The organism is Saccharopolyspora sp. NPDC049426, assembly GCF_040676935.1.
Classification (GTDB): Bacteria; Actinomycetota; Actinomycetes; order Mycobacteriales; family Pseudonocardiaceae; genus Saccharopolyspora.
Genome location: NZ_JBFAPZ010000008.1, coordinates 1 through 14,407, shown reverse-complemented (window position 1 = coordinate 14,407; position 14,407 = coordinate 1). Strand labels below are relative to the sequence as shown.

General features: G+C 66.9%; 10 protein-coding genes. 5 read left to right on the top strand and 5 right to left on the bottom strand.

All coding sequences use genetic code 11. The annotated features are described in order from the left end of the window. Positions 1-41: 41 nt before the first annotated feature. The gene (locus tag AB0J78_RS18475) at positions 42-512 is read right to left on the bottom strand and encodes an RDD family protein (protein WP_363790499.1); all 471 of its coding nucleotides are present in this window, start codon (positions 510-512) and stop codon (positions 42-44) included. A gap of 218 nt (positions 513-730) precedes the next feature. Here AB0J78_RS18475 and glnA point away from each other — a divergent pair, with 218 nt between their 5' ends. The 5 genes from glnA (at position 731) to AB0J78_RS18450 (ending at position 8,859) form a co-directional block, all read left to right on the top strand. Next, complete coding sequence (gene glnA, locus AB0J78_RS18470; protein WP_363790497.1) at positions 731-2,155, top strand: type I glutamate--ammonia ligase; 1,425 nt, start codon at positions 731-733, stop codon at positions 2,153-2,155. 133 nt (positions 2,156-2,288) lie between these two features. Next, positions 2,289-3,743, top strand: a complete 1,455-nt coding sequence (locus AB0J78_RS18465; protein WP_363790495.1) for a DUF3375 domain-containing protein — start codon at positions 2,289-2,291, stop codon at positions 3,741-3,743. A 10-nt stretch (positions 3,744-3,753) separates the two neighbouring features. Then, a complete protein-coding gene (locus AB0J78_RS18460; protein ID WP_363790493.1) occupies positions 3,754-4,359 on the top strand; it encodes a DUF4194 domain-containing protein in 606 nt (201 codons plus the stop codon). Continuing rightward, complete coding sequence (locus AB0J78_RS18455) at positions 4,356-7,697, top strand: SbcC/MukB-like Walker B domain-containing protein (protein ID WP_363790491.1); 3,342 nt, start codon at positions 4,356-4,358, stop codon at positions 7,695-7,697. The genes AB0J78_RS18460 and AB0J78_RS18455 overlap by 4 nt, the downstream gene beginning before the upstream one ends. Before the next feature lies 1 nt (position 7,698). After that, positions 7,699-8,859: a Wadjet anti-phage system protein JetD domain-containing protein gene (locus tag AB0J78_RS18450; protein WP_363790489.1), complete on the top strand. Its 1,161-nt coding sequence runs from the start codon at positions 7,699-7,701 to the stop codon at positions 8,857-8,859. Positions 8,860-8,944: 85 nt separating this feature from the next. Here the strand turns inward: AB0J78_RS18450 and AB0J78_RS18445 are convergent, their stop codons facing one another. From AB0J78_RS18445 to AB0J78_RS18430, 4 genes are all read right to left on the bottom strand, one after another. Further along, positions 8,945-9,805: an SMP-30/gluconolactonase/LRE family protein gene (locus AB0J78_RS18445; protein ID WP_363790487.1), complete on the bottom strand. Its 861-nt coding sequence runs from the start codon at positions 9,803-9,805 to the stop codon at positions 8,945-8,947. Positions 9,806-9,906: 101 nt separating this feature from the next. Beyond that, positions 9,907-10,290, bottom strand: a complete 384-nt coding sequence (locus AB0J78_RS18440) for a GNAT family N-acetyltransferase (RefSeq protein ID WP_363790485.1) — start codon at positions 10,288-10,290, stop codon at positions 9,907-9,909. 33 nt (positions 10,291-10,323) lie between these two features. Next, positions 10,324-13,356: a bifunctional [glutamine synthetase] adenylyltransferase/[glutamine synthetase]-adenylyl-L-tyrosine phosphorylase gene (locus AB0J78_RS18435; RefSeq protein WP_363790483.1), complete on the bottom strand. Its 3,033-nt coding sequence runs from the start codon at positions 13,354-13,356 to the stop codon at positions 10,324-10,326. A 51-nt stretch (positions 13,357-13,407) separates the two neighbouring features. Beyond that, positions 13,408-14,154: a type 1 glutamine amidotransferase gene (locus tag AB0J78_RS18430; protein WP_363790481.1), complete on the bottom strand. Its 747-nt coding sequence runs from the start codon at positions 14,152-14,154 to the stop codon at positions 13,408-13,410. Positions 14,155-14,407 lie beyond the last annotated feature (253 nt).

Genomic DNA, 14,407 nt, shown 5'->3' with positions numbered 1-14,407 from the left:
GCCCGGGGACGCGTCCCCGGGCCCGCTCTCGTCGTCGGGCGTCAGCGGCGCAGGACGATGGTGCCGCTGATCCGGTCGTGCCACGAGCGACCGTCGAAGTTCCAGATCACGGCCGGGATGATCAGCACGGTGAGCAGACCGCGCAGCACGGCGCGCAGCGGGCCGACCATCTTGGGCGCGTCCACGCGTGCCACCCAGATCTTGGTCAGGGCCATGCCGGGCGTCGCGCCGAAGAACGACACCGGCACCACGGTGATGATCAGCCAGGTCAGCAGGCTCCAGTCGCCCGGGTAGGCCGGTGCGGTGAAGGCGGCGGTGATCAGCGCGGCGAGCACCAGGTCGACCACGAAGGCCAGCAGCCGCTTGCGCAGCGGTGCCGCCGAGCCTGGCCCGGATTCGGGCAGCCCGAGCTTCTCACCGCGGAACGCGGGCCGGTTCTCGGTAGCCTGTTCACGCGCCTGGTTCATTGCGCTCTTCGGGCCGTCCAGCCACGAGCCGAGGACGTTTCGCACGTCATCCAGGGTACGCACCTGCTCCCTCCAGCCGCTCGGAGCATCGGCTTCCACCGCGATGTGTAACTGCCGTCACCCGTTCAGGTGGTCGTTAACGCCCACGAAACATTCAGGAGACGCCGGGGCAACACCGGTGACATACCGTCATGGACGAGCCGGCGGCGACCAATCGACGTGGCACCGGTGAGCTGTACGACTGCGTGAAGGAGCCACCGAGCTTGTTCAAGAATCCAGACGAGGTCCTCCGCTTCATCGCCGATGAGGACGTGAAGTTCGTCGATGTCCGGTTCTGCGACCTGCCGGGCATCATGCAGCACTTCACTGTGCCCGCCAGTGCGTTCGACGAGGACGCGTTCACCAACGGTCTCGCCTTCGACGGCTCGTCGGTGCGCGGTTTCCAGTCGATCCACGAGTCCGACATGCTGCTGCTGCCGGACCCGTACACCGCGCGGCTGGACCCGTTCCGCGAAGCCAAGACGCTGATCCTGAACTTCTTCGTGCACGACCCGTTCACGCTGGAGCCCTACAGCCGCGACCCGCGCAACATCGCGCGCAAGGCCGAGCAGTACCTGGCCGAGTCGGGCGTTGCGGACACCGCGTTCTTCGGTGCCGAGGCCGAGTTCTACATCTTCGACTCGGTGAAGTTCGGTGAGGCCCCCAACAAGACCTTCGCCGAGGTCGACTCCATCGAGGGCTGGTGGAACACCGGCCGCGACGAGGAGGGCGGCAACCGGGGTTACAAGACCCGGATGAAGGGCGGCTACTTCCCCGTCTCGCCGTACGACCACTTCGCGGACCTGCGCGACAAGATGGTGTCCGAGCTGCAGGATTCGGGCTTCACCATCGAGCGCGCGCACCACGAGGTCGGCACGGGCGGCCAGGCCGAGATCAACTACAAGTTCAACACGCTGCTGCACGCGGCGGACGACTTGCAGCTGTTCAAGTACGTCATCAAGAACACCGCCTGGGCCAACGGCAAGACCGTGACGTTCATGCCGAAGCCGCTGTTCGAGGACAACGGTTCGGGCATGCACACCCACCAGTCGCTGTGGAAGGACGGCAGCCCGCTGTTCTACGACGAGGCCGGTTACGCCGGTCTGTCGGACACCGCGCGCTACTACATCGGCGGCATCCTGCACCACGCCCCGAAGCTGCTGGCCTTCACCAACCCGTCGGTGAACTCCTACCACCGTCTGGTCCCGGGCTTCGAGGCCCCGGTGAACCTGGTGTACTCGCAGCGGAACCGCTCCGCCTGCATGCGCATCCCGATCACCGGCTCGAACCCGAAGGCCAAGCGCGTCGAGTTCCGCTGCCCCGACCCGTCCGGCAACCCGTACCTGGCGTTCGCCGCGATGATGATGGCCGGCCTGGACGGCATCAAGAACAAGATCGAGCCGGCCGAGCCGATCGACAAGGACCTCTACGAGCTCCCGCCGGAAGAGGCCAAGAACGTGCCGACCGTCCCGAGCTCGCTGGCCGAGGCGATCGACAACCTGGAAGCCGACCACGACTTCCTGCTCGAGGGTGGCGTCTTCACCCCGGACCTGATCGAGACCTGGATCCGGTTGAAGCGCGAAGAGGAGATCGACCCGATCCGCCTCCGCCCGCACCCGCACGAGTTCTCGCTGTACTTCGACGTGTGAGTCGATGACCAGCTGAAAGCGGCCCCGCCGGTCCACGACCGGCGGGGCCGCTTCATGTCCAGGGGTGGAGGAGGACATCTCTCGGCTTGTGGGACCGTAGGAGAACGCCGTTCGGCAGGGGGCCCGAGTAGAGATGGACTTCGAGCAGTTGGAGTCGCTGCGGCGCAACGATCCCGCTTGGCGGTTGCTGCGCGCGGACAACGCCGCGCTGATGCTGAGCTTCATGGGCCGGGTGTTCGTCGAGGACAATGTGCGCTCGATCTCCGCCGCGGAGCTCATCGGCCGACTCGACGACGAGCTCTACGCGCTCAATGAGCGCCTCGGTGAACAAGCCTTCCCGAAAAGCGCCAAGCAATACCTCGACGACTGGTCGGCACCGGAACGCGGCTGGCTGCGAAAGTTTTACCCACCGGACTCCGACGAAGTCCACTTCGACGCCACCCCCGCGGCGGAGAAAGCGCTGTCATGGGCCGAGTCCCTGCGACATCGTCCCTTCGTAGGAACCGAGTCGCGTCTCAACACCGTCTTCGATCTGCTCCGACAGATGGTCTTCGGGGCGGAGACGGATCCGCACGCCCGGTTGGAAGACCTGCACCGCAGGCGCGCCGCCCTGGACGAGGAAATCCAGCAGGTGGAGCGCGGCGACTTCGCCGTGCTCGACGACTCGGCGCAGCGTGACCGCTACCAACAGTTCTCTGCCACCGCCCGAGAGCTGTTGGCCGACTTCCGCGAGGTCGAAGCAAACTTCCGCGACTTGGACCGAGGACTGCGCGAGCAGATCGCCGGCTGGGAAGGCGGCAAGGGCGAACTCCTCGACGAGGTGGTGGGGAGCCGGTCCTCGATCGCCGAGTCCGACCAAGGCCGCAGTTTCCAGGCTTTCTACGACCTCCTCCTCTCGCACGAACGGCAAGAGGAGCTGAACGAGCTGCTGGAGAAGGTCGCCGAGCTGGAGGCGGTCGAGGACTCCGACGCGCGGATGCGCTACATCCACCACGACTGGCTCGACGCCGCCGAACGGACCCAGTCCACGGTTCGCCTGCTGTCTGAACAGCTGCGGCGATTCCTCGACGACCAGACGTGGCTGGAGAACCGCCGCGTGATGGACGTGCTGCGGAGCATCGAGGCCGCGGCTTTGAAACTGCGGGAGCAACGGGGACCGGCGGTGACCACCGAGCTCGACGGCACCGCCCCGACCGTCGCCCTTCCGATGGAGCGCCCGTTGTACGCACCACGGGAAAAAGCGGCATTGACCAGCACTGACATCACCGAAGGCGACGCCGATTCCGATGCCTCGGTTCTGTTCGAGCAGGTCCACGTCGACCGCGAAGTGCTCGGCGACGCCGTGAGGGCGCGGTTGCGCGGTCGCGACCAGGTAGGCCTCGGTGAGCTGCTGCGACACCGGCCTCTGGAACAGGGACTGGCCGAGCTGGTCGGCTACTTCTCCCTGTCGGACCCGACCTTCGAGGTGGTCTTCGACGAGGCCGTTCGGGAGGAAGTGCACTGGACCGACGAAACCGGCGCACCGCGCCGAGCCGCCATTCCGCAGGTGACTTTCACGCGAAACCGGACCGTCGTGGAGGACAGCTAGCATGCCGATGATGTCGACTCCGCGCCGTGACGAACTGGATCTTCCGCTCGTGGTCACGCACCTGATGAAGGGTGTCGTCTACGCCGACGCGCAGGAGAAGGTCTGGCGGCACCTGCTGCAGCTTCAGTCGCAGGTCCGCGACCACGTGGGCGTCATGGGGCTGACGGTCGTCATCGATGAGTCCGAGGGTTACGCCTTCCTCCGCTCCAAACCCGACGACGAGGACGCGGACCGGCAGGTGCCGCGCCTGGTCCCCCGCCGCGCGCTGTCGTTCCACGTCAGCTTGCTGCTGGCGCTGTTGCGCAAGAAGCTCGCCGAGGCGGACACCTCCGGTGCCGACACCCGCGTGATCCTGACCCGCGAGCAGGTCGTGGAGATGATCCGGGTGTTCCTACCGGAGAGCAGCAACGAGGCACGACTGGTCGACACGATCGACACGCAGCTGAACAAGGTCATCGAGCTCGGCTTCGTGCGTCGGGTCACCGGTCAGGACAACACCTTCGAGGTGCGTCGGATCCTCAAGGCCTTCGTCGACGGGCAGTGGTTACACGAGTTCGACGAGCGCCTGGCCGCCTACGCCGCCCAGCTGTCGGCGCCCGAAAGCGAGGAACGTTGACCGACCACGAGCTTCCCGGATTTCGGCTTCACAAACTGGAGGTCCTCAACTGGGGAACCTTCGACCAGAGGGTGTGGGCGTTCCGACCGGACAACCGCAACGCCCTGCTCACCGGTGACATCGGCTCGGGCAAATCGACGTTGGTCGACGCGGTGACGACGTTGCTCATGCCCGCTCACCGCGTCGCCTACAACAAGGCCGCCGGGGCGGAGACCAAGGAACGCAACCTCCGCTCCTACGTCATGGGCTACTACAAGTCCGAGCGCAACGAGCAGACCGGCACCTCACGACCGATCGGCCTGCGCGATCGCCACTCCTACTCGGTCCTGCTGGCGACGTTCACCAGTCCGCAGCAGAACGCCGCTGTGACGCTGGCCCAGGTCTTCTGGTTCCGCGACGGGAGCCAGACGCAACCTGACAGGTTCTTCGCCACCGCCGAGATGGAGCTCGGCATCGTCGGGGACTTCACCGACTTCGGCAACGACATGACCAAGCTCAAGGCGCGACTGCGCAAGCAGGACGTCCGGATCCACGACAGCTTCCCCGGATACGGCAAGGACTTCCGCCGCAAGCTCGGCATCGACTCCGAGCAGGCGATGGAACTGTTCCACCAGACCGTCTCGATGAAGTCGGTGGGCAACCTCAACGACTTCGTCCGCTCGCACATGCTCGAACCATTCGACGCCGAGGAGTGGACGAAGCGCCTGGTCGACCACTTCGAGGACCTGACCAAGGCGCACGACGCCGTCACCAGGGCCCGCGACCAGCTCGCGCAGCTGGACCCGCTGCTGGAGCTCTGCGACCGCTACGACGATCAAGAACGACGCATCGTCGCCGGTCGGACACAGCGCGACGGCCTGAAGTACTACTTCGCCAGCCTCAAGGCAACCCTGCTTGAGAAGCGCATCGGCGAGCTCACCCTCTCGGTGCAATCAGAGCAGCTACGGCTGGAGCACCAGGAACAGCAGCTTTCACGGCTGCGGGACAGCAAGACGTCCCTGGAGCTGCAGCGCGCCGGTTCCGGCGGAAACCGGATCTCCACGATCGAGAACGAGATCCGCGAGCTTGAGGCCAAACGCGATGACCAACGTCGCCGGTTCGACCGCTACCGCGAACTCCTCTCTGGCGCTGGACTGCCCAGCGTCGACACCGCCGAGCAGTTCGCGGCCCGGAAGCAGCAGGTCGGCGATGCCGCAGACGAGCTCGACGCCAGCACCGCAGATCTGCAGAACCGGATCACCGAAACCTCGGTCGAGCTTCGGGATGTGAACCGGCAGGTCACCGAACTCCAGGAAGAGCTGCGCAGCCTGCAGGAGCGCCGCAACAACATCCCCTCCCGCAGCCTGCGCGTCCGGGACGAGTTGTGCGAGCAGCTCGGGGTTGGCAGCGACGAACTTCCGTTCGCCGGCGAGCTCATCCGGGTTCGCGACGACTGCCCGGAATGGGAAGGCGCCGCAGAACGACTGCTGCGCGGTTTCGGCCTGTCGCTGCTGGTCGCCGACGAACACTACGCCGCCGTGTCGAGCTGGATCGACCACGAGCACCTCGGAACGCGCCTGGTCTACTACCGGGTTCCCGCCAGGATCCAGTCGGGTCCACCGGCAGCAGCTCAGCGCTCGTTGTACGCGAAGCTGGAGATCAAGGACTCGCCGTTCGCCGACTGGCTGGACAAAGAACTGGCCCACCGCGCCGACCTCGAATGCGTCGAGGACATGACCGAATTCCGGCGAGCCCCCAAAGCCATCACCCGCGCCGGCCAGATCAAGGGCGCGCGCGGTAGGCACGAGAAGGACGACCGGCACCGCATCGAGGATCGCGCCAACTACGTGCTCGGCTGGGACAACGAAGCCAAGATCCAAGCGCTGCTCGGCGAAGCCACCGGACTGCAGCGCGAGCAGATGGGGTTACGCGAGCGCGACGAAGACCTCAACAAGGAGTTCGCGAGCCGTCAGTACCTGCGCAGCGCCTTGAGCAAGCTCGCCGAGTTCTCACACTTCAGCGAGCTGGACTGGAGGTCAACCGCCGGGCACATCACCGAGCTCACCGAAGAGCGTCGGCAGCTGGAGACCCAGTCCGACGAACTTCAACGGCTCACCGCAGTGCTGGAGACGACGAACGACCAGATCGCCGAGGTGGAGGAAGTCAGATCGGCGGCGATCTCGGCACAGGGCCGGTTGGAAGGTCAGCGAGACGACGCCGAGAAGCAACTCGCCACGGCACACGCCGTGCTGGCCGAGCCCGACTACCAGCGGGACCACGAAGCCTTCGCGGGGATCGCCGAGCGTATCGGCTCGAAACCACCTGCCACGCCCGAAGAGTGCGACAAGATCCGTGACGGCCTGGCGGACAAGCTCGCCAAGGAGATCGACACGCTGTCCGGCGCGCAACGGACGATCAGCAACCAGGTCACCTCACGGATGGAGTCGTTCCGCAACGCCTATCCGCTGGAGACCAGCGAGTTCGACACCTCCACCCGGTCCGCCGGCGAGTACCGTGCCCTGCGTAACCGCATCGCAGGCGACGACCTCCCCCGATTCGAGAGCGACTTCAAGACCTACCTCAACACCAACACGATCCGCGACATCGCGGGCTTCCACTCGCAGCTGAACAAGCAGGCCGACCTGATCAAGCAGCGGGTGGAGACGATCAACCGTTCACTGGTCGACATCGACTACAACCCCGGCCGGTTCATCCGCCTGGAACCGCACAACACGATCAACACGGAGATCCGCGACTTCCGCCGCGATCTGCGCGAATGCACCACGGGTGTGCTCGGTGAGGATTCCGAGCAGTACTCGGAGAAGAAGTTTCTTCAGGTCAAGGCCATCATCGAACGCTTCCGCGGACGGGACGGACACACCGACGCCGACCGGAACTGGACGAGACGCGTCACCGACGTGCGCAACTGGTTCACCTTCGCCGCCTCCGAAAGGTGGCGGGACGACGACACCGAGCACGAGAACTACACCGACTCGGGTGGGAAGTCTGGCGGTCAGAAGGAGAAGCTCGCCTACACCATCCTGGCAGCGTCCCTCGCCTACCAGTTCAAGCTGGACTGGAACGGACAGAAGCACAAGACCTTCCGCTTCGTGGTGATCGACGAGGCGTTCGGTCGGGGTTCTGACGAGTCCACTCGGTTCGCGCTCGACCTCTTCGGCAGGCTCGGGCTCCAGTTGCTGATCGTCACCCCGCTGCAGAAGATCCACGTCATCGAGCCGTACGTGGCGGCGGTCGGTTTCGTCGACAACCAGGATGGCGCCAGCTCCCGCCTGCAGACGCTGACCATCGAGGAATACCGTCAACGCCGACTCACCCACGCCATCCCGGCGGCGAGCTGAGATGTCCTGGACCACCCCGAACGACGTCGTGAACAAGCTGCGCAAACGCTGGGATCGCGGCGAATTCCTCGGGATCCTCAGCACTGGAACCTGGGACACGCTAAGAATCGGGTTGCGCACGCCGACCGCCCGCGACGTTTCCGAACGCTTCGACGAGACGAGGACGTGGTCGGAGCAGTGGATCCGCGACCGCCGGTTTCGGATCGAGAAGAAGGAGATCGGCGGCAAGCTGGTCGGCGCCAACGAGATTCCAGCCAGAGCCTGTGTCGATACCTTCGACCAGCTGCGGTCGATTCTCGACGTGCGCGCGGAGACCGATCGGTACACCGCGCTGCTGGCAGATACCGCATCCCGCGCACCGGAACTAGCGGAGTGGATGCGGGAGCGGCCGATGGACGTGCTGCGGCACGCCGAGGCCTGGCGCCGACTGGTCGACACCGCGCTGTGGATCGACGAGCACGCGCGGCGGCCCATGTACCTGCGGGAGGTCGATGTCCCCGGCGTGGACACCAAGTTCGTCGAGGGCAACCGCAAGATCCTTGCCGAGCTGCTGGACCGGCTGCTCCCCAGAGACCGGATCAGCCAGGAGCATCCGGTCTCGGACTTCGCTCGCCGCTACCGCTTCCGGGACAAGCCGACCTACGTCCGCTTCCGCCACCTCGGCCCGGTCAGGGGATTCAGCGAGATGAGTGTCCGGCTCGACGAACTGGCCGAGAACCCACCCGCGGCGCGGACCGTGTTCATCGTCGAGAACGAGGTCAGCTACCTCGCTTTACCACCCACCGAGGATGCGATCGCGATCTTCGGCGGCGGCTACTCCTCGTCCGCCCTTCGTCGATTGCACTGGCTCTCCGATCGCGCCCTCGTCTATTGGGGCGACGTAGACACGCACGGTTACGCAATCCTCAACCGCGTGCGGAGCTCGTTCGCCCACACCCGCTCGGTGCTGATGAATCGCGACACCCTCCTCTCCCACCGAGCACACTGGGTCCACGAACCCAGCCCGACCCAGGAAGCCCTCGACCACCTGACCCCGGCCGAGGCCGAGGTCTATGCCGACCTCGTCGAGAACAGCCTGGGCAAAGCGGTGCGCTTGGAACAGGAGCGCATCTCCTTCGCAGCCGTCACAGCAGCGATCCGAAGTGCTATTAACACTCACTGATCAACATCAATGATGGCCACCGGACCTGCGGCGCTACTTCATCGACCTCAGATCTGCCGGTCAGGGGCTGATTCATGCCGCTCGATCAGATCCCCTGCCAGGGAGGCAGCGGGGCGCCCGTCGCGCCGGGGCGGAAGCGCAGGAGGGAGCCCGCGTAGGGGTCCGCGTTGAAGGCCGGTTCGTCGTAACCGAAGCAGGCCGAGGTCACGTAGAGCTCCTCCAGGCGGGAACCGCCGAAGGCCAGGCCGCTGACGCGCCTCGTCGGCGCCCACAAGATCGTCTCCAGGTCACCGGAAGGCGCGTAGCGATGGATCCGGCCCGTCCAGTGCATCGCCACCCACACGCAGCCCTCCGAATCGACCGCCAGCCCCTCCGGACTGCCGTCGGACTCCGCGCACACCACCCACTTGCGGCCGGCGTACGCGCGGGCGCGATGCGGGTCGTAGTCGTAGATCCAGATGGTGCGCACGTCCACCACGTACATCCGGGTGCCGTCCGGGCTCCACGCCACACCGCCCGGCCCGGTCAGCCCGTCGATCAGCAGCCGCGCCCGGTTGCTCTCCAGGACGTAGCAACCGCTGGCCCGCAGGTCCGCCGCGTGGGTCAGCGTGCAGGCCACGAACCGGCCCGCCGGATCGCAACCACCGGTGCTCATCCGATCCCCGTTGCGCACCTGCACCACCGGCTCCAACCCGGAACGGCCGAGATGAACCCGGGAGAACCCGCCGTTGGCCGCGGCGATGAGCTGCCCCTGCCGCGTGGCCCCCAGCGCGGTGACCTTGCCCGGCAGCACTCGGACCTCGTCGACGCCGGTATCGCGGTAGTAGGCGTGCAATTCTCTGCGCAGCAGATCCACCCAATACACGCAATTCTGGGCGGACATCCACAGCGGAGCGCTTCCACATAAGGCCTGTCGGTCGACGAGCAGCTCGAAGTCCTCGGACATTTTCCAGTCCCCTTATCCCAGACCGCGGTGCATTGATCAGATTAGGGATCCATTCACCCCCGAAGCGACCGCCGACCGGCGGGTTCCGGCGTTCGCCTGGTCTAACCCAGTTCAAGGGCGAAACGGACGCGAGCGCCACCACGACCGTCGTAATTGCAGAGCACGGAGATGCCATCGATTTCGCCGTCACCGTCCAGGACGCGGAAGCCCATGCGCCGTTGGAATTCGATCGACCCCGTGTTCTCGGCTGAGGTGATCGCGTGGACCTCTGTTCGTCCGGCGAACGAAATGGCGTCGAAGAATTCGCCGCAAAACCGGCGGGCGAGCCCGTTCCTGCGCTGCGCCGGATCGACACCGACGAAGCGCAGGTAGCCGACCTGCGGCTGATCAGCGGAGAGGAATCCGATCAGGAACCCCACCGTCCGCTCGTCGTCCTGGGCGACGAAGCAGGTGCTCGCGAAGTGCTGCAGGAACAGTCTCGGCACCAGCGCCGAGACCGCTGGTCCGCCTGATCGTGGTCATGCCTCGTAGAAGATCCGCTCCACGATCGCCCTGGCGTGACGGGTGACCCGGAGGTAGTCGTCGACGACCTCACCGGTGTCGACCTCGGCCGAATAGCCCAGGGCGGCCGCCACCGCGACCCGTTCCTGCACGTGCTTGGGCAGTTGATCGCCCGGCTTCCCGCGAACCAGCATGACCGCGTTGCGGAAGCGGGTCGCCAGCATCCACGCGTCGATGAGCTCCTGCGCGTCGGACTCGGTGAGCAGTCCGGCCTCTGCCGCCGCGCGCAGGCCGTCCAGCGTCGAGGTCGTGCGCAGCTGCGGTGTCTCGTGGGCGTGCTGGAGCTGCAACAGCTGCACCGTCCACTCGACGTCGGCCAGCCCTCCCCGGCCGAGCTTGGTGTGCGTCGCCGGGTCCGCACCGCGCGGGAGGCGTTCGGCGTCCACGCGAGCCTTGATCCGCCGGATCTCGCGCACCTTGGTCTCGTCGAGACCGCCCTCGGGGTAGCGGATCGGATCGATGGCGCGGCAGAACCGCTCCCCCAGGTCCGGGTCACCGGCCACCGCGCGGGCCCGCAGCAGCGCCTGGAACTCCCAGGCCTCGCCCCACCGCTGGTAGTAGGAGATGTAGGACTCCAGCGTGCGCACCAGAGGCCCCTGCTTGCCCTCCGGCCTCAGGTCGATGTCGACCTCCAGCGGCGGGTCCTGGCTCGGTGCGCCCAGCAACGTGCGCACCCGCTCCACCACGGTGCTCGCGAACTTCAACGCCGTCGCCTCATCGGCCTGACCGATCGCCTCGCACACGAACAGGACGTCGGCGTCCGAGCCGTAACCGAGCTCCGCGCCGCCGAGCCTGCCCATCCCGATCACCGCGATCCTCGCCGGGACCTCGCCGTCCCACTTCGACGCGGTGTCCCGGACCGACACGTCCAGCGCCGACTCCAGCACCGCGACCCAGATGTTCGACAACCCCCGGCACACCGTGTCGAGCTCCACCAGCCCCAGCAGGTCCGCGCAAGCTATGCGCAGCAGCTCGTGCCTGCGCAGCGAACGCGCAGCGGCCGCCGCCCGCTGCGGATCCGCGTAGCGACCGACCGTGCTGCGCAGGGAGATCGCCGCCTCGTGCGAGCCGCGCTCCGCCAGCGCCGGCGTGTCGGCCAGCAGCCGCAGCACCTCCGGAGCGCGGATCAACAGCTCCGGCACCAGCTTCGACGTGCCCAGCAGCTGAGCGAGCCGCTCGGCCACCACTCCCTCGTCCCGCAACAGCCTCAGGTACCAGGGGGTTTCGGCGAGCGCCTCGGAAACCTTGCGATAGGAGAGCAGACCACCATCGGGATCCGGCGTGTTGCCCAGCAGGTCCAGCAGCACCGGCAGCAGTGCGCCCTGGATGCTCGCCCGGCGCGACACACCCGAGGTCAACGCGCCGATGTGCCGCAACGCCCCCTGCGGCGAGGTGTAGCCCAGCGCGGCGAGCCGTTCGGCCGCGGCCGAGGTCGTCAACCGCATCGCCTCGGTCGGCACCTTCGCCACCGCCTCCAGCAGCGGGCGGTAGAACAGCTTCTCGTGCAGTCGCCGGACCCGCTTGGCATGCCTGCGGAACTCGGCCACCAGCGCCTGCGCGGCCGTGTTGCGGCCGCTCGACCGGAACCCGACCGCTCGCCCCAGCACGGCCAGCGCATCGGCGTCGTCGAACTCCGGGAACAAGTGGGTGCGCCGCAGCTGGCGCAGCTGCAACCGGTGCTCCACGGTCCGCAGGAACCGGTAGGAGTCGATCAGGTCAGCGGCGTCGGCCCTGCCCACGTAACCGCCGTCACCCAGGGCTCGCAGCGCCTCCAAAGTGGACGAAGACCGCAACGATTCGTCGCTGCGGCCGTGCACCATCTGCAGCAGCTGCACCGCGAACTCCACGTCGCGCAGACCGCCGCGCCCCAGCTTCAACTCCCGCTCGGCCAGGTCCAGCGGAACGTGGTCCTCGACCCGCCTGCGCATCGAGCGCACATCGGGCACGAAGTCATCGCGCTCGGCGGCCGTCCACACCATCGGTCGCACCGCCTCGAGGTACCGCAGCCCCAGCTCCGCGTCACCGGCGACCGGACGCGCCTTCAGCAGTGCCTGGAACTCCCAGGTCCTGGCCCAGCGCCGGTAGTAGCTGAGATGCCCGTCGAGGGTGCGGACCAACGCACCCGCCTTGCCCTCCGGGCGGAGGTTCGCGTCGATCTCGAAGAACGCCGGGCCCACGATGCGCATCATCAGGCTCGCCAAGCGGGTTCCGACCGCGACATCCGCTTCGCTGTCGGCGACGAACACGACGTCGACGTCGCTGACGTAGTTCAGCTCGCGGCCGCCGCACTTGCCCATCGCGATGACCGACAGCCGCGGGACCTCGTCGATGCCGGCCTCGGCGACCGCCACCGCGAGCGCCGCCTTGAGCGCCGAGACCGCCAGGTCCGAGAGCATGTCCGCGACCTCGTCGTAGGACAGCGGCGAGAGACCGGGCTCGGCGATGTTGCCCAGGTCGCGAGCCGCGACGTCCAGCAGCAGCGCCCGGTAGGTCGCGCGGAGCTCGCGGACCGCCTCCTGGCCTTGAAGCTTGGCGACGGGTCCGCCCTCGGTTCCCGGTTCCCCATCCCCTTCGGCCCCCACAGCGGTCAGCAGCGCGGCGGTCCACTCGTCGACCGTTTCCGGCGGAGTCGCATCCGAGGCCAGCCGAGCCCAGTCACCCGGGTGAGCGGCGAGGTGATCGGCGAAGGCGGTGGACTCGCCCAGCACGCCGAACAACCGCCCCCGAAGCCCCACGTCCTGCGCCAAGGCCGTGGCCAGCGCGTCCCACTCGTCCGGAGACGCTTCCCGCATCCTCTCCAGCGAGTGCAGCGCCAGATCCGGATCAGGAGTGCGCGACAACGCGGCCAGAATCGGTTCGGCCTCACCAGGACCGCGTTCCGACCACCACCCGGCACGCCTCAACTGGTCCGCGGCTCGTTCGGCGTCGCTGAACCCGTACCGGGCCGTCGACGGGACCGAACCAGACCTGGACGAGCTGCTGTTGGCCATATCCGAACCGTAGTCGGCAGCGGGCCCCTCTGTGGACCCGCCTGCACGAGGTCACGCGAGAGGGAGGAACCTGCTCGCCTTGCGCTCTTCCGGTGGCGTGCCGACGATGCGAACGAATCGCTCGGCGACCGGCTGCCAGGTCTCGGCGAGATCGGCGTGGAACTCAACGAGGTGTTCGGGATCGAGGTCGCCGGGGCGCGCGGTCTCCGCCATCTCCGGCGAATTCCGAGCCCATTCCAGGACGACTTCCGGCGTGGTCTCGATGTGGAACTGCAGGCCGTAGGCGCACTCGCCGAGGCGGAACGCCTGGTTGTCGCACTTCGGAGATGAAGCCAGCAGCTGCGCGGACGGCGGGAGGCTGAACTCGTCGTTGTGGAACTGCACGACGTCCGGCGTCAGCGGAAGCGGACCGAGCAGCGGATCCTCCGCGGCGACATCGCGCTTGGCCACCAGCAGGGTGCCGACCTCCGGTCCCTTCCGGATCGGCCGCACCTGACCACCGGTCGCCGCCGCCAGCAGCTGCGCTCCGAGGCAGATCGCGAGCACCGGCAGCCGCTTGGCCACAGCACCGCTGAGCATCAGGCGGACGTCCGACAACCACGGGTGGTCGATGTCGTCGTAGGCGCCCATCTCGCCGCCGAGAACGACGAGCGCGTCGTAATCATCGAGGCTCGGCAGATCCCGTTCCGCCGGCTGCACGACGTCCAGTTCGGCTCCGGCATTCCTCAACCAATCACCGAGACGCCCCAGAGGGTCAACAGGCGACGGTTGCACGACCAAGATCCGAACACCGCTCATGGCACCGAGGTTACGGGCGCCGGGTCCACTTCCTCAACAACGACTCCCGCCAAAACCGGTGTTCGTCGGTCGATTAGCCCGGAACTGGATTTCCCCACGAGGTTTTTCGGGCATGAAAAATGGGGTAGGCAGAAGAATTTCTTCTCCTGCCCACCCCACATAAGGATTGTGTCGGCGGTGTCTTACTCTCCCACACCCTAGCGAGTGCAGTACCATCAGCGCTGGGGAGCTTAGCTACCGGGTTCGGAATGGG